The organism is Variovorax sp. 10L421 (assembly GCF_056395365.1).
The window spans coordinates 388,851-403,836 of sequence record NZ_JBFTJJ010000002.1; the positions used below are offsets into that span (position 1 = coordinate 388,851).

The window sequence follows — 14,986 nt, forward strand, 5'->3', positions numbered from 1 at the left end:
AGCATCCTGCCCGCAGCTATGCTCCCGGCACATGCCGCCACCCGTCACGATTCCTCGCACGCCTCGCCGCTCGTTGGCCGTGCTCGCCTGCGCCCTGTGGCTGGCCTTCGCAAGTCCCGCGTCGGCCGCGCAAGGCTGCCTCGACACCGCTACGCAAGCCCCTTCGCCATCGCGCGCGCTCGCCATGGCCACCTTCGCGCTGCAGGAGCACGAAGCCTTCGGTGGCCAGGCCATGGACGCCGAAGGCCGCATGACCGAAGCCGGCAGCTCCGAGGCCGAAGACACGCGCCCCACCCTGCCGGGCCTGGCGCCATGGCAGCGGGTGCTCGGCTATTGGCAGGCGGTCGACCCGCGGCTGCCGTCGCTCGTGCGCTTCGGCGCCCTGCGCCCCGCCGACCGGCACCTGCTGATGCAGGCGTTGAACGAGGCGACGGCCGGGCGGCTTCAGGGCATGGGCGTAGGCCCCGACGAGGGGCTTGATTCTGGAGAGCTGCGCGCGGTGCAGGTCGCCCTCGCCCGCGTCGCGGTGATCGACACGCCCTGGTCCGCGGCCTTCATCAGCTGGCTGGCGCGGCAGGCCGGTCTGGCGGACGACGAGTTCGTTTTCTCCGAAGCGCATGTCGACTATGCGGGCGCCGCCTGGCAAGCCGGCATCGACGAGGCCGCGGGCCGGCCCACGCGCTACGCCCTGCGAGCCTGCGACCTGAGGCGCACGCCCCCGCGCATCGGCGACATCGTCTGCCAGGCGCGCGGCGCGGGCGCCGAACTCGACACCTTCGACAAGATCGGTGGAGTGCTGGCCACGCGCGACACCGGCGGCGAGTCGCTGCCCATGCACTGCGACGTGGTGGTGGCCGTGGATGCCACGGGCTTCGACACGGTGGGCGGCAACGTGCTGCAGTCGGTCACGCGGCGCCGGCTCGACTTTGCGCCGGGCACTCGGTGGCTGGACCCGAGCTACCAGTCCGAGGGATGCACGCCGGGCACGCCGGGCTGCATCGATCGCCACATGAGCCGCCAGCCCTGGTCGCTGCTGCTGCAGTGGCGCTGAACCGGCTTACTTGTAGAACGCCTCGACCTTGCCCTTCAGCTTGAGCAGCAGGGGCTTGCCCTTGCGGTCGAGGGTCTTGCCGGCGGGCACCTTGACCCAGCCTTCGCTGATGCAGTATTCCTCGACGTCGAGGCGGTCCTTGCCGTTGAAACGGATGCCGATGTCGTGTTCGAAGGCGGCCGCCACGTGGTGCGGGCTGCGCGGATCGATGGAGAGGTGGTCGGGAAGGGGTGGGCGGGGAGTGGCTTCTGTCATGGCGCGTGATGATAGGGGCTCCGCGCCCTGCCCTAGCGCCGCTTCTTCTTCGCGTGCCGCGCCGGGGGCTTTGGCGCGAAGCCCAGGGCGGCACGGGCCAGTGCGTCGGCCTCGCCATTGCGGTGGCGCGGGATCCACTGAACGCGCGCGTCGTCGAAGCTTGCGAGCAAGGCGCGGGCATCGTCGAACAACGCGGCCATGCGCACGATCGGCTTCGCTTCGGACGCGGCCAGCTGCTCGACGAGGATGCTGTTGTCGCTGTAGGCCCGCACCGCCGTCGCGCCGCGTGCGCGCAGCTCCTGCAGGGCCAGCGTCAGTGCGAGCAGTTCGGCCTCGTTGTTGCAGCCGGTGGTGTGCGTGGCCTGCGACAGCGTGTGGCGCGCTCCGTCCGGCGCGGTGAGGACGGCGCCGATGCCCATGCGGCCCGGGTTGGGCATGGCGCTGCCGTCGCAATAGACGGTCCACGGAAGAAGGCTGTCGGGCCCGCTGGATTCCCCTGCGCTCATTCAGCAGTTGTTGCGCTTGATGCCCGCAAGGTTCTGGCAGGGCCGCTGGCCCGGCGGCGGCCCGGGGTCGCGCACATGCGGCGGCGGCCGGCGGATGGGGCGCACGCCGTCGTAGTACGGGTCGGGGCTCAGGATGACGACGGGCGGGTCGGCAGCCGGCTGCTGTTGCTGCAGTTCCTGCATGCCGGCGGGGTAGCGCGGAATGATGGCGGGGCCCGACGGCGGGTTGGCGGCCACCTGGGCGGGCGGCGGGGTGGATGGCGCAGCGCCTTGCGGTGGCGCGTAGTCGGGCCGGCGGTTGGGGACGGGCACCGGCGCTTCCAGGATCTGCACCTGGCGCGACTGCTTGCTACCCGCCGGGCATTCGACGTTGGTGTACGAGATGGCCCCATTGGCATCGGTGCAGCGAACCACTTCCGCGTGCGCGCCTGCCGCGGTGGCGAAGATCGACAGGAAGAGTGCCAGGGAACGCATCGGTGAATGGGCCAGTGAGGTGAGGTCGGGTCGGGTTGCAGGTCGGCTGCGAAAGATGCACCAACTGTAGCCGCACCCTGCCCGCCTTGCGAGCCCCCGGCACCCGCCCCCACTCACGGCATCGTCATTCCGGCTGGATGCCGGCCGCGCGAATCACCTGGCCCCACTTCTGCGACTCGGCCGCCTGGAACTGCGCGAGCCCCTCGGGCGTGCTGGTCACGGCCTCGCCGCTGGTGGTGGTCTGGTAGGCGACTACGGCGGGCGCGGCGGAGACCTTGATCATCATCTCGTTGACCTTGTTCGTCACGGCCGCGGGCGCGCCCGGCGGCAGGTACACGGCCGTCCAGTACGACATGTCGTAGCCCTTCACGCCGGCCTCTTCCACGGTGGGCAGCGCCGGCACGGCGGCAAGTCGCTTGTTGCCGCTGACAGCCAGCGCGCGCAGCTTGCCGCTCTTGACCTGCGGCAGTGCGGTGGGCGCATCGGCGAACATGAAGTCGACCTGCCCGCCCAGCAGGTCGGTGATGGCCAGCGGGTTGCTCTTGTAGGGCACGTTCACCATGTCGATGCCGGCCATCTGCTTGAGCAGTTCGCTGGCCACGCGGCTCGACGAACTGCCGCTGCCGAAATTGAGCTTGCCGGGCGACTTCTTCGCCGCGGCCACGAGATCTGCCACCGACTTGATGGGCGACTCGGCATTCACCAGCAGCAGCATGTGGCCTTTGGACAGCAGCGTGACCGGGGTGAAGTCTTTCACCGGGTCGTAGGGCAGCTTCTTGAACAGGTGCTCGTTGGCCGCGTGGGTAGTGTTGGTGGTCATGAGCAGGGTGTAGCCGTCGGGCGCGGCCTTGGCCACGTACTGCGCGGCAATGAAGCCACTGGCACCGGCCCGGTTGTCCACGATGACGGGCACCTTGTACTCGGCGCCCAGCGCCTGCGCCATGCTGCGCGCCTGCTGGTCGGTGCCGCTGCCGGCGCCGAAGGGCACGACGATGGTGATGGGCTTGCTCGGGTACGGCTGCGCGTGCACCGGGCCGGCGGCCAGCACGGCCGCGCAGAGCGCCGAGACGGCGCAGAGTCGGGAGAAGAAAGTCGGCATGTCGTTGTCTCTTGTGGAATGTTTTTTTCTTCGGCTTGCAAGGGGGCCGTCAAGCGCTCAGTGCCGGAACCGGCCCAGCGTGCCGGCCCGCATGAGTTTGCCCGGCAGCGGATGGCTGACGATTTCTTCGGCCAGCTGCGCGCAGCCGATGAGCGCGTCGAGGTCCACGCCGGTCTCGATGCCCATCTCCTCGCACATGAAGGCCAAGTCTTCGGTGCAGATGTTGCCGGCCGCACCGGTGTGGCCCGCGAACGGGCAGCCGCCCAGGCCGGCGCAGGCGCTGTCGAAGGTGTCGATGCCCATCTGCAGGCCCATCAATGCATTGGCCATGGCGGTGCCGCGCGTGTCGTGCAGGTGCAGGCCCAGCCGCAGCTCGGGCCAGCGCTCGCGCACGGCGCCCACCACCGCGGCAATGGCGTTGGGCTGCGCCCAGCCCACGGTGTCGGCCAGCCGCAATATCGGCAGGCGCAGGCCGAACTCGGCCATGGTGTCGAGCATCTGCGCCACGCGCTCGACCACGGTGGCCGGGGCGATCGTGCCTTCGAGGTTGCAGCCGAAGGCCGTGGTGACGATGCCGCGCGTGACCGCAATGCCGTGATCCACGCAGAACGCCAGCGTTTCGCGCTGGGCCTCGCGCAGCGCGGCCAGGCCCTTGCCGTTGTTGCGCACCGAAAAGGCCTCCGACGCGCTGGTGCCGATGGTGCCTTCGATGTCGAGCTGCGTGCGCATGGCGCGCTGCATCCCGCGCAGGTTGAGCCACAGGCCCGAGTAGCGCACGCCTTCGCGCTTGCGGATCGACTGGGCGACCAGTTCGGCGTCGGCCATGCCGGGCACGCGCTCGGGGTTGACGAAGGACACGCATTGCACCTCTTCGAGCCCGGTCTCTGCCAGCGCCTCGATGAGGCGCACCTTGTCGGCTGACGCGATGGGGCCGGCCTCGATCTGGAAGCCCTCGCGCGGGCCTTCCTCGTGCAAGTGAACGCGGCGCGGCAAATCAGACATGTGCGGCTCCCTGGTCTTTCTGTGGCGGTATGGCGGGCGCGCCGAACTCCGCGTTGTGCTGGCCCAGCCGCGGCGCCGCCGCGCGGTGCCGCGGCCGCGCGCCGTCGATCGACAGCGGCAGCGCGGTCAGCCTGAAGTCTTCGCCCGGCACGGCCTGCAGCATGCCCAGTGCCCCGACCTGCGGGTGCGCGATGGCCTCGGGCACGGTGTGCACCGGCGCGCAGGGCACGCCGGCCGCGGCGAAGCGCGCAGCCCAGTCGTCGCGGGTGCGTGCGCGCAGCAACGGCACGATCTGCTCGAACAGTGCCGCCTTGTGGCGCAGCCGCTGGCGGTTGGTGGCAAAGCGCTCGTCGCCGGTCCAGTCGCCGCGGCCGAGTTCGTGTGCGAATTTGGCGAACAGCCGGTCGTTGCCGCAGCACACGAGCAGCGGCGCGTCGGCGGTGTCGAAGGATTCGTAGGGCACAAAGCCCGGGTGGCCCGAGCGGTGGCGATCGGGCAGGCGGCCTTCGTTGGCATAGGCGTCGGCCTTCTGACCGGTCCAGACCAGCGCCGTCTCGAGCAGCGAGGCGCTCACCACGCCGCCCTTGCCGGTGACGTGGCGCCGCTGCAGCAGCGCCAGCGCGCCGATCACGGCCCACATGCCGGTGCCCTGGTCGCACACCGAGGCGCCGGTGCGCAGGGGCGGGTCTTCGGGGCCGCCGTTGATGCTCGACAACCCGCTGAAGGCCTGTATCAGCGGCTCGTAGCCCGGCTGCATGGCCAGCGGCCCGGCGTGGCCGAAGGCGGAGATCTCGCAGTAGACAAGGCGCGGATGGCGCGCACACAACGCCAGTCCGTCGATGCCCATCGATTGCGTGACGCCCGGGCGCAGGTTGTGGATCAGGATGTCGGACTCGCCCGCCAGCCGCTCGAACACCGCCATGCCGTCGGCGCCCTTGAGGTCGATGGCCACCGACTTCTTGCCGCGGTTGAACACATGAAAGTTGAGCGCGTCGCCGTGCCGGAACGCGGGGCCCATGTGGCGCGCGTCGTCGCCGCCCTCGGTGCGTTCGAGCTTGACCACGTCGGCCCCCAGGTCCGCAAGGATCGCCCCCGCGAACGGCCCGGCCAGCACCTGTCCGAGTTCGAGCACCCGGATGCCTTCCAGTATTTTTTGCATGTCTCGCGCCTGTTGCCAGGCCCGTTGTCTCGTTTCAGTGGCGCCAGTCTGGGCTTCCCGCATTGATCTGGGAAGACGAATATTTCTATATCTGTGATAACTTGGATGGATCAATCCACAAGGGATGCACCGGTGCGAATCGACATCACGCTGCAGCAGCTGGAGGCCTTCGCCGAAGTGGCGAAGACCTCGAACTTCCGCGCCGCCGCGCTGGCGCTGCATGTGTCGCAGCCCGCGCTGAGCCGCACCATCCGCATCGTCGAAGACCTGGCCGGCGCGCGGCTGTTCGACCGCGACACGCGCCACGTGGAACTCACGCCCGCCGGGCGCGAGCTGCTACCGATTGCGCTGCGCATCCTGGAGAACTTTCACAGCTCGTTCAGCGAGCTGTCGCAGTTTCTCGAAGGCCGAAGCGGCCACCTGACCATTGCGTCGCTGCCGTCCACGGGCGCGGCGCTGCTGCCGAACGCGATCGTGGAATTCCGCTGCAGCCACCCGCAGGTAGAGTTCTCGCTGATCGAAGGGCCGGCGGAGCTGGTGCGCTCGGCCGTGGACGAAGGCCGGGCCGACTTCGGCATCAGCGTGCGCCCCGGGCCTCAGGAACCGATGCTGTACCGCCACCTGATCGACGACCCGTTCATGCTGCTGTGCCGGCGCGACGATCCGCTGGCGGCGCGGACGACGGTGGCATGGTCGGTGTTCGCGACGCGGCCCTTCATTGCCAGCGGCTTTCGCAGCAGCATCCGCCCGATCACCGACGCGGCCTTTCTCCAGCGCGGGCTGCAGGTGGTGCCGGCGCTGGAGTACCCGAGCGTGGCCGCGGCCGGCGCGCTGGTGGCCGCGGGTCTGGGCATCACGGCGCTGCCGCGGCTGGCGCTGCAGCTCACGCGCAACGACGACCTGGTGACGGTGCCGCTGCAGCGCCCGGCCATGTCTCGGCCCATCGGGCTCATCACGCGCGCGGGCCGGTCGCCCTCGCCGGTGGGCCGGGCCTTCATGGACCTGCTGCACAGCAGGGAAGCCTCGCGCTGAAACCGCACGTCGAAACCTCGCTTTCGGTCTGCGGCATGATCGCGGGCATGGAAAAAACGCCCCCGAATCCGCTGGTCATCGTCAAGGTTGGAAGCACTTTCGAAGTCCTTCGCGCAGAGCGCGGCGACTTCGAGAACTGGATTGCCGACGGGCTGGACACGCAGGCGCTGCCGATCCTGGTGATCGACCCGCGCCGCGGCGACACACTGCCCGACGCGGAAGCGGTCTCCGGCGTGGTGGTGACCGGCTCGCACGCAATGGTGTCGCACCGCGAGCCCTGGAGCGAAACCACCGCCGCGTGGCTCGCGCAGCTGGTGGCGCACGACACGCCCGTGCTCGGCATCTGCTACGGCCACCAGCTGCTCGCGCATGCGCTCGGCGGCGAAGCAGGCAATCATCCGGCGGGCGTGGAGGTCGGCACCGTCACGGTCACCCTCGAAGAGGCGGCCGCCACCGACCCGCTGTTGCGCGGCCTGCCCGCGCAGTTTCCGGCGCACGTGGTGCACTGGCAGAGCGCGCTTCGCCTGCCCGAAGGCGCGGTACGGCTGGCCGGCAACGACCACGAGCCGGTGCACGCCTTCCGCATCGGCAAGCACGCCTGGGGCGTGCAGTTCCACCCCGAGTTCGACGGCGAGGCCATGCGCGGCTACATCGACCTGCTGGCCGACGACCTGGCTTCCGCCGGCGTCGATCCGGCCGCGCTGCGCGAGCGCGTAGGCCCTACCGACGCGGCGGCCGGGCTGCTCGGGCGCTTCGCGCGGATTGTCGAAGCGCACCACGGCAGCTGAGCTTCGGCGGCCCGAAAGCCCCGCCGGGCCGTCGGACCGCGACTACAGGAAGCGCCGCGCGCTTCGGTTAAGGTGCGGTCCATTCGCCGTTTGCCAACCCTTCTTTCATGACCACTCCTTCCACCGCGCCAGCCCGCAAGCATTTTTCGATGATCCGGGGGTTCCACCTCGCCGATGCGTTCACGCTCGGCAATGCGGCCTGCGGAGTGGGCGCGGTGTTCCTGGCGATGGCCTTCATGGCGAGCCATTCGCTCGCGCAGTTCCTGTGGGCGGCAGCGCTCGCGCCGGCCGCCTTCATCTTCGACGTGCTCGACGGCCGCATCGCGCGCTGGCGCCAGACCCAATCGGCCCTCGGGCGCGAGCTCGACTCGCTCGCCGATGTGATCTCGTTCGGCGTGGCGCCCGCCGCGCTCGGCTTCGCGGCCGGGCTGAGCGGCGGCTGGGACTGCGTGATCCTGATCTATTTCGTGGGCTGCGGCGTGAGCCGGCTCGCGCGCTACAACGTCACGGCCGAAGCCCTGTCGGCCGGCGCCGACAAGGTGAAGTATTTCGAGGGCACGCCCATCCCGACCAGCGTGGTGCTGGTGGGCGTGCTGGCGTACGCAGCCTGGCAGGGCCGCATCGGCGACGCGCTGTGGGGCGCCGCCTGGGCCGTCGGCCCGTGGCAGCTGCATCCGCTGGTGTTGCTGTTCGCCTTGTCGGGCACGCTCATGATCAGCAAGACGCTGCGCATCCCCAAGTTCTGACCGTTCAACACGAAGGAAACACGCCGATGACGATGAAGCTGTATTTCGACCCTCAGAGCCGCTCGCAGGTTGCCAGATGGATGCTCGACGAAGCCGGCGTCGACTACGAGATCGTAACCACGCTCATCAAGGACAAGGCCCACAAGACGCCCGAGTTCCTGAAGATCAACCCGGCGGGCAAGCTGCCGGCGCTGGTCGACGGCCGCACGCGCGTCTTCGAGAACGCGGCCATTTGCATGTACGTCGCCGAGAAGTTTCCCGGCAAGCGGCTCGCGCCTTTCCCCGGTTCACCGGATCGTGGCCGCTACCTGTCGCTGATGGTCTATTCGACCTCGCAGCTGGAGCCTGCGATGGGCGACAGCCTGCTGAAGATCCGCAGCAACAACAGAGCGCGCGGCTGGACGGACTTCGAGGCGGCCAAGGACGCGGTCGAGCGCGAACTGGGCGATGGCCCCTACCTGTTCGGCGCGCAGTTCACCGCGGCCGACGTGATGATCGGCTCGATGCTCATCTGGCACCGCGCGTTCGGCGGCATCCTGAACCGGCCCAAGCTCGACGCCTACGTCAACCGGCTGCAGGGCCGCCCCAAGGGCATGAAGTTCGGCTGAAAGCGACACGCCATGTCACAAACCACGTCCGTTCACATCGGCACCGGCGGCCTCGATCAGCTCGTCTGCATCGCCGAGACGCAACCGCTGTCGCCCGACTGCGATCACTTCTACTTCCTGCGCCATGGCCAGACCGGGCGCAATGCGCAGCGCATCTTCCAGGCGGTGGACGAACCCCTGAGCGAGCTCGGCCTGCAGCAGGCCGCGCGCGCTGCCGGGCTGCTGGCGGGCGAGCCCATCCGCACCGTCGTGTGCAGCGATGCGCGGCGCGCGAACGACACCGCCCACGCCGTTGGCACGGCGCTGAAACTGGTGCCGGCCGCGCAGGCAGCGCTGCGCGAGCGCAACTTCGGCGCGCTGATCGGCACCTCGTCCGCCAACATCGACTGGGCCTGCGAGCCCGAGGGCGGCGAGACGCTCACGCAGTTCGTCGCGCGCACGCGCGCCGCCCTCGACGAGGCACTGCGGCTGCCCGCCCCGGTGCTGGTGGTGGCGCACGGCGGCACGCTCTATGCGCTGGCTGCACTGCTGGGTGTACCTATCGACCTCGGCCTGCTCGGCAACGCACAGCCATTGCGTTTCGAGCGCACAGGCCCCACATGGGGCGTAACGCCGCTGCTGCGGCAAACTGACGGAAACGCAGCCCTGGCTTAACCAACCCCGGCGCCCCGGGCCCTGATGCCGTCCACACAACGAACTGCCACACACCATGGAATTCAAGGACTACTACAGCGCACTGGGCGTCGACCGCACCGCGTCCGACGACGAAGTGCGCAAGGCCTACCGCAAGCTCGCCCGCAAGTACCACCCCGACGTCAGCAAGGAGTCCGACGCAGAGCAGCGCATGCGCGACATCAACGAGGCCAAGGACGTGCTGGGCGACAAGGAAAAGCGCGCGGCCTACGACGCGCTGGCCGACCGTGTCGCACGCGGCGGCCACCCCGAGGGCGGCTTCCAGCCGCCGCCGGGCTGGGACCAGGGCTTCGAGTTCCACCGCGGCCCGCGCCAGGGCCCGGCCGACCACGCGGACTTCAGCGAGTTTTTCTCGTCGCTGTTCGGCGAGGCCGAGCGGCGCGACGCGGCGCGGCGGAACTACAAGGCGCGCGGCGAAGACCATCATGCGGCCATCGAGATTGCACTCGAAGACGCGCTCAACGGCGCCGAGCGCGAGATCACGCTGCGCGCCCAGACCGTCGACGCTCAGGGCCACCCGCAGTGGCAGAACCGCACGCTCAGCGTGAAGATCCCGCCGGGCGTGCACCCGGGCCAGTTCATCCGCCTCGCGGGGCAAGGCATGCCCGGCCACGGCGGCGAGCCGCCGGGCGACCTGTATCTCGAAGTGCGCATTGCGCCGCACAAGCTGTACCGCGTGGAAGAGCGCGACCTGTACATGACGCTGCCCGTCACACCCACCGAGGCGGCACTGGGCACGCAGGTGCAGGTGCCGACGCCGACCGGCGGCGTGRTCGAGGTGACCGTGCCGCGCAATGCGCGCAACGGCCTGAAGCTGCGGCTCAAGGGCCGGGGCCTCGCGGGCAAGACGCCCGGCGACCTGTACCTGCTGCTCGACATCGCCCTGCCGCCGGCCGACAGCGACGATGCGCGCAAGGCCTACGAGCAGCTGGCGCAAGCCACGGCATCGTTCCACCCACGCCAGCATCTGGGAGTCTGAGCATGGTGAACTTCACCCTTACGACCGCCACCGCCATCAGCGCCTCGCAGCCGCTCGCGGCGAGCGAACTGGCGCACGCCGTCGGCGCCGACACCGCCTGGATCGTGCAACTGGTCGAGGTCGGCATCCTGCAGATCGAAACGGCCGAGACCCAGCCCGAGCGCTGGCAATTTTCCAGCACAGACCTGCAGCACGCGCTCGAAGTGCGCCGGCTGGAGCGCGACTTCGGCGTGGGGCTCGATGCCGCCGCGCTGATCCTCGACCTGGAGCACGAAGTGCGGCGGCTCAAGGCCGTGCTGCAGGCACACGGCCTGCGCTGACGCTACTGCATCTGCTGCAGGTTGCCGATGCGCACCAGCATCTCGGTGAACATCTGCATGTCGGCGTCGAGGTCGGGCACTTCCTTGTATTCCTTGGCGTTGTGCGCCGTGTACTTCTTGCCTGGCATGGCGGGACCGAAGTTGATGGCGTTGGGCATCAGCTTCGCAGTGGTGCTGCCGGCCGTGGGCACGGGCTTGGCTTCAAGGCCGGTGGTGTCACCGTAGATGTCGAGCAGCGTCGACAGCCATGCGCCCTTGGGGTCGCGCGCCATCCAGTTGCCCTGGTCGTAGACCACATCGAGCTTCACGTTGTTCGCGCTCGCCCAGGCGTTGACCTTCGAGGTGACCTGCGCCTTCAGTTCGTCGGGCGTGCGGCCGCGCGGCATGCGCACGTTGACCGTGACCTCCAGCCTGCCATCGTTGCCCATGCGCACGAGGTTCGGCGACAAGGTCAGCGGGCCCATGAAATCGTCGGCGTAGCCCAGGCCCATCTTCTCGCCGAGGTAGCCGGTGCCGTAGAGCGCGTCGATGTACTTCGCGGCCTTCAGGTACTGGTTGGCGGCCAGCGGCACGCCAGACTCCTCCAGGAACAGTGCAAGGCGCGGCAGCGGGTTGACGCCTTCTTCCGGGCGCGAGCCGTGGGCCGAGACGCCTGTCACCTTGAGCTCGATGCTGTCGGCGCCGCGTGCGATGTCGATGGCGAACTTGCCGCCCTGCGCTTCGTACTTCTGCAGGAAGGCCGGCTTTGCTGCTTCGAGCTTTGCGAGCACGCCTGCAAGGTCGCCGCCTTTGAGCGTGGCGGTTGCCGTCTGCGAGATCGCGTTGGCCGATGCGGCGCCGGCCATGGCCGTGATCGCCGTCGATGCGCCATCGGCCGTTTCCGCCGGGAACAGCACCTTCAGCGCGCCCGAGCCCTTCTCCGCCACCACGGCCGGGTACTTGCTGTCGAGCACGATGTTGTAGGCCGGCAGCTGCGTCTTCGCGCGGTAGTACTGCATGGCGTCGCCACCGGTTTCCTCGGTGGTCTCGATCATCAGGCGGATGCTTCGCTCGATGGGCAGGCCGCTGTCCTTCACGGCCTTCATCGCGTAGAGCACGGCGGCGATGGAGCCCTTGTCGTCGATGGTGCCGCGGCCGTAGAGGAAGTCGCCCACGCGGGTCATCTTGAACGGGTCGAGCCGCGTGCCATCGTCGAGCACCCATTCGGACAGCACCGCAGGCACCACATCGGCGTGCGTGAGGATGCCGAACTCTTCCGTGCCCTTGCCCTTGAGGCTGACTTCGAAGATGCGGTTGTCGACATTGCGGTAGGCAAGGCCGAAGTCGCCCGCCATCTTCTCGACCAGCTTGCCGAACTCGATGATCGGTGCGCTCTCGTGGGGCGGAACCTGCACGTTGCGCACCGTCGGAATCGCCACCATGGTGCCGATGCTCGCGATCACGGCCTGCTGGTTCTGCAGGCGGTTGTACAAGCCGAGCAGGCGCGCGATGTTGACGAGGTCGTCCCCGGCCAGCGGTTTCTTCGCGCGATAGGCGGCCACGCTGGCTTGCAGCGCGGGGTTGCTCCTGGTTGCCTGCGCGAGGAAGGCATTGAAATCGGCCGGGGCCTTGCCGGCTTGCCATGCGGCGGCGAGCTGATCGAGCTGGGGCTTCCTGAGTGCTTCGGCGTGCACGCTCGCACCAAGGCCGAGCACGACCATCGACAGGGCCGACAATGAAAATCGAAAATGCTGCATCAGGGTGACCTCCTCATTCTGAAAAACATTCCCGACGATAGCCGAGCGAAATACCGAACGATGAACAACAGCAACGCCAAGATCCGCTGCGCATGGGCCCAGACCGACCCGCTGCTGGCCGCCTACCACGACGCCGAATGGGGCGTTCCCGAGCGCGACAGCCGTGCGCTGTGGGAAAAGCTGATGCTCGACGGCTTCCAGGCCGGCCTCTCGTGGCTCACCATCCTGCGCAAGCGCGATGCGTTCCGCAAGGCCTTCAAGGGCTTCGTGCCGGAGAAGATCATCAAATTCACCGAGGCCGATGTCGAACGGCTCATGCAGGACGCCGGCATCGTGCGCTCGCGCTCGAAGATCGAAGCCACCATCGGCAATGCGCGCGCCTACCTTGCGATGCAGGCGGCGGGCGAAGACTTCTCGGAATTCATCTGGGGCATGGCTGGTGGCAAGCCCATCGTCAACCGCACGGGCAGCGTGCCGGTGAAGACGCCGCTGTCGGAAGACATTTCGGCTGCGCTCAAGAAGCGCGGCTTCAAATTCGTCGGCCCCGTCATCGTCTACGCGTGGATGCAGGCCACGGGCATCGTCGACGACCATGCGCACGACTGCCACCGGCACGCGGCCAAGCTGAAATGACGCAATAAAAAAACCGGGCCACGCTTTCGCATGGTCCGGTTTTGTCTGGCTGCTAAGTGAAGCGGCTTGCGCCGCGACAATTTACAGGCCGGCTTGGCGCGTGAAGGCCAGGCCCTTCGCTTGCGCGGGGATCACGCTGCCGGCGAAGGTTTCGGGGCGCAGGTTCTGGCCCGGTGCGTGTGCAGCGGCAACAGCTTCATTGCGGACGGCGGCGCGGTCGGCCGAAGCGGTCAGCGCGGGCGTTGCGGTCGAAGCAGCGCCGTCGTTGTCGCCATATGCATTGCCGGCGCGGGCGGCGGCAACTGCCTGGGGCGCCACGTCGGCGCGGCTGTAGCCGGAAGTCAGGGGCTGCACGCCTTCGTAGCTTTCTGCGTGAGCGCCAGCGGCGGCGAGCAGGGACAGGGCGGCGGCGGCGAGGATGTTCGAGGTCTTCATTTCAATTCCTTATTCATTGGGCCTTTGGGTGCCTCAAGTGTGCATCACGATTACTAGGGCAAACCCCTATACAACCGAATCGCAGTGTTCATGAAATCGAAACAATGACGAGGAACTTTCTGACGAAGCTAACTCAACCGCCCTCTCCGCCGTCAAAAACGCGGCTAATTCGCGTACTTTTTCTCTAGCTCATCAAGCAATGGCTTGCCGACCAGGCGCTGCCTTTCTGCAAAAGGTGCTACCAGCGCCGGGTCTTCTTCCAGCCGGCGGGTATCGCGCAGAACGGTCAACGCACGTTGCATGCCAGCCACCGCGCCCTGCAACGCGGCATTGGCGTAGAGCACGAAGCCATAGCCCAGCGCGCCCAGTTCCTGCGCGCCGAAGGTCGGCGTCCTGCCGCCGATCACCATGTTCATGAGCTGCGGCTTGCCGAGGCGCTGCGGCATGGTGCGCACTTCTTCGGCCAGCGTCACGGCCTCGACGAAGAGGATGTCGGCGCCGGCTTCGCCGAACTTCTGCGCGCGCTCGATGGCGGCCTCGAAGCCATGCACTGCCGCCGCATCGGTGCGGGCCATGACGAGCAGATCGCCGTCCTGCCGCGCATCGACCGCGGCCTTGATCTTGCCGAGCATCTCGCCCGTCTCGATCACGGCCTTGCGCGAAGCGGCGCGCAAGGTTGGTGCGGAACTTGGCTTCGAGCAGCGGAATGCCGTCGCCGCGGCGGCGCTTGTGGCCGATGGGGTACTCGACCACCACTTCGGCAAGGCTCGTGCCGTCCTTGAACGCCACCGTCAGCGCGTTCGCGATGCTGCGCTTTTCGGGGTCGTGGTAGTCGGCGGTGAAGCGGGGGTCTTCCACGCACACGATCCTGTCGCGCAGCGCGTCGATGCGCGGGTCATTTGCCACGCTGTCGTCGTAGTCGCCGGCAGTGAGGCGGCCGAAGATCATCGGCACGGCCACCATGTACTGGGGGCTTGCGGTGTCGGTGGTCATACGATCTCCTCGGAAATTGCTTCGGCGAGGCGTGCCATGCGCCTCGGGCGTCCGGCGGCGTCGACCGCCACCATCTCGAACTCGCCCTCGAGCACGCATGCAAGCGCCTCGGTAGCCACGTCCTGCACGCAGCCGCGCACGCACACCGTGAGCGAGCTGCGGCCGGCGCGCGAGACGTGCGTGTCGAGCACCAGCGTGCTGCCCAGGCGCACCGGCGCATGGAACAACACCTCGCCGCAGCGCGCCATCACCACGTCGCCGCGCACGAAGCTCCGGCCGCCCAGGAAGGCAGCCTTCGACATCAGCTGCAGCGCCTGGCCGCCGAACAGCGTGCCGTAGTGGTTGGTGTGTTCCGGGAACACCACCTCGATGAGACGGACCGAGCCGCGAGTGCCTTGCATGATTCGCAATTTACGCATGTTCGTGTCCATAATGAAGAACTGAATTGGCGAATGATTGCGAAGGAAACGCGATCAA

18 protein-coding genes and 2 pseudogenes are annotated in these 14,986 nt (G+C 68.3%); 9 read left to right on the forward strand and 11 right to left on the reverse strand.

The annotated features are described in order from the left end of the window. Positions 1 to 31 precede the first annotated feature (31 nt). On the forward strand, positions 32 to 1,051 hold the full coding sequence (locus AC1DFC_RS05775) for a DUF2272 domain-containing protein (protein ID WP_478178796.1): 1,020 nt from the start codon (positions 32 to 34) through the stop codon (positions 1,049 to 1,051). Between the two features lie 6 nt (positions 1,052 to 1,057). On the opposite strand, the gene AC1DFC_RS05780 is transcribed toward AC1DFC_RS05775, so the two are convergent. The 6 genes from AC1DFC_RS05780 to AC1DFC_RS05805 all read right to left on the reverse strand — a co-directional run bounded on the left by AC1DFC_RS05780 (position 1,058) and on the right by AC1DFC_RS05805 (position 5,546). Then, positions 1,058 to 1,306 carry a DUF3297 family protein gene (locus AC1DFC_RS05780; protein ID WP_007834582.1) on the reverse strand — a complete coding sequence of 83 codons (249 nt, stop codon included), beginning with the start codon at positions 1,304 to 1,306 and terminating at the stop codon, positions 1,058 to 1,060. 32 nt (positions 1,307 to 1,338) lie between these two features. Next, on the reverse strand, positions 1,339 to 1,812 hold the full coding sequence (locus AC1DFC_RS05785; RefSeq protein ID WP_007834580.1) for a ribonuclease HI family protein: 474 nt from the start codon (positions 1,810 to 1,812) through the stop codon (positions 1,339 to 1,341). Then, positions 1,813 to 2,286, reverse strand: coding sequence for a hypothetical protein (locus tag AC1DFC_RS05790; protein ID WP_478178797.1), 474 nt, complete (start codon positions 2,284 to 2,286; stop codon positions 1,813 to 1,815). It lies immediately after the preceding gene. 124 nt (positions 2,287 to 2,410) lie between these two features. Further along, positions 2,411 to 3,385: a Bug family tripartite tricarboxylate transporter substrate binding protein gene (locus tag AC1DFC_RS05795; protein WP_413333234.1), complete on the reverse strand. Its 975-nt coding sequence runs from the start codon at positions 3,383 to 3,385 to the stop codon at positions 2,411 to 2,413. Positions 3,386 to 3,442: 57 nt separating this feature from the next. Continuing rightward, positions 3,443 to 4,387, reverse strand: a complete 945-nt coding sequence (locus AC1DFC_RS05800) for a hydroxymethylglutaryl-CoA lyase (protein WP_413333235.1) — start codon at positions 4,385 to 4,387, stop codon at positions 3,443 to 3,445. Further along, positions 4,380 to 5,546 (reverse strand): CaiB/BaiF CoA transferase family protein, encoded by a 1,167-nt coding sequence (locus AC1DFC_RS05805; RefSeq protein ID WP_478178798.1) that lies wholly within the window; start codon positions 5,544 to 5,546, stop codon positions 4,380 to 4,382. Before AC1DFC_RS05805 ends, AC1DFC_RS05800 begins: the two co-directional genes overlap by 8 nt. A gap of 132 nt (positions 5,547 to 5,678) precedes the next feature. Here AC1DFC_RS05805 and AC1DFC_RS05810 point away from each other — a divergent pair, with 132 nt between their 5' ends. From AC1DFC_RS05810 to AC1DFC_RS05840, 7 genes are all read left to right on the forward strand, one after another. Continuing rightward, positions 5,679 to 6,578: a LysR family transcriptional regulator gene (locus AC1DFC_RS05810; protein ID WP_413333239.1), complete on the forward strand. Its 900-nt coding sequence runs from the start codon at positions 5,679 to 5,681 to the stop codon at positions 6,576 to 6,578. A gap of 47 nt (positions 6,579 to 6,625) precedes the next feature. Then, positions 6,626 to 7,366: a glutamine amidotransferase gene (locus AC1DFC_RS05815; RefSeq protein WP_478178799.1), complete on the forward strand. Its 741-nt coding sequence runs from the start codon at positions 6,626 to 6,628 to the stop codon at positions 7,364 to 7,366. Positions 7,367 to 7,473: 107 nt separating this feature from the next. After that, the gene (locus tag AC1DFC_RS05820; protein ID WP_413312158.1) at positions 7,474 to 8,112 is read left to right on the forward strand and encodes a CDP-alcohol phosphatidyltransferase family protein; all 639 of its coding nucleotides are present in this window, start codon (positions 7,474 to 7,476) and stop codon (positions 8,110 to 8,112) included. 26 nt (positions 8,113 to 8,138) lie between these two features. Beyond that, positions 8,139 to 8,720, forward strand: a complete 582-nt coding sequence (locus AC1DFC_RS05825) for a glutathione S-transferase family protein (protein WP_478178800.1) — start codon at positions 8,139 to 8,141, stop codon at positions 8,718 to 8,720. Positions 8,721 to 8,732: 12 nt separating this feature from the next. Then, positions 8,733 to 9,374, forward strand: a complete 642-nt coding sequence (locus AC1DFC_RS05830) for a histidine phosphatase family protein (RefSeq protein WP_413312160.1) — start codon at positions 8,733 to 8,735, stop codon at positions 9,372 to 9,374. Positions 9,375 to 9,429: 55 nt separating this feature from the next. Beyond that, positions 9,430 to 10,392, forward strand: coding sequence for a DnaJ C-terminal domain-containing protein (locus tag AC1DFC_RS05835; protein ID WP_478178801.1), 963 nt, complete (start codon positions 9,430 to 9,432; stop codon positions 10,390 to 10,392). 2 nt (positions 10,393 to 10,394) lie between these two features. Continuing rightward, positions 10,395 to 10,712, forward strand: coding sequence for a chaperone modulator CbpM (locus tag AC1DFC_RS05840; protein WP_413333248.1), 318 nt, complete (start codon positions 10,395 to 10,397; stop codon positions 10,710 to 10,712). A gap of 2 nt (positions 10,713 to 10,714) precedes the next feature. Here AC1DFC_RS05840 and AC1DFC_RS05845 read toward each other — a convergent pair whose 3' ends face one another. After that, positions 10,715 to 12,448, reverse strand: a complete 1,734-nt coding sequence (locus tag AC1DFC_RS05845; protein ID WP_413333250.1) for a dipeptidase — start codon at positions 12,446 to 12,448, stop codon at positions 10,715 to 10,717. A gap of 60 nt (positions 12,449 to 12,508) precedes the next feature. On the opposite strand from AC1DFC_RS05845, the gene AC1DFC_RS05850 reads away from it, so the two are divergent. Beyond that, positions 12,509 to 13,081 carry a DNA-3-methyladenine glycosylase I gene (locus AC1DFC_RS05850; protein WP_478178802.1) on the forward strand — a complete coding sequence of 191 codons (573 nt, stop codon included), beginning with the start codon at positions 12,509 to 12,511 and terminating at the stop codon, positions 13,079 to 13,081. Between the two features lie 81 nt (positions 13,082 to 13,162). On the opposite strand, the gene AC1DFC_RS05855 is transcribed toward AC1DFC_RS05850, so the two are convergent. The 4 genes and pseudogenes from AC1DFC_RS05855 to AC1DFC_RS05870 all read right to left on the reverse strand — a co-directional run bounded on the left by AC1DFC_RS05855 (position 13,163) and on the right by AC1DFC_RS05870 (position 14,910). Then, positions 13,163 to 13,516: a hypothetical protein gene (locus AC1DFC_RS05855; protein ID WP_056522489.1), complete on the reverse strand. Its 354-nt coding sequence runs from the start codon at positions 13,514 to 13,516 to the stop codon at positions 13,163 to 13,165. A gap of 164 nt (positions 13,517 to 13,680) precedes the next feature. Further along, positions 13,681 to 14,172: pseudogene (locus tag AC1DFC_RS05860) on the reverse strand (isocitrate lyase/PEP mutase family protein); the annotation flags it as partial. Next, positions 14,126 to 14,485, reverse strand: a pseudogene (gene prpD / locus AC1DFC_RS05865) (2-methylcitrate dehydratase); the annotation flags it as partial. The pseudogenes AC1DFC_RS05860 and prpD, both read right to left, overlap by 47 nt. Positions 14,486 to 14,505: 20 nt before the next feature. Continuing rightward, positions 14,506 to 14,910 carry an acyl-CoA thioesterase gene (locus AC1DFC_RS05870; protein ID WP_413312166.1) on the reverse strand — a complete coding sequence of 135 codons (405 nt, stop codon included), beginning with the start codon at positions 14,908 to 14,910 and terminating at the stop codon, positions 14,506 to 14,508. Positions 14,911 to 14,986 lie beyond the last annotated feature (76 nt).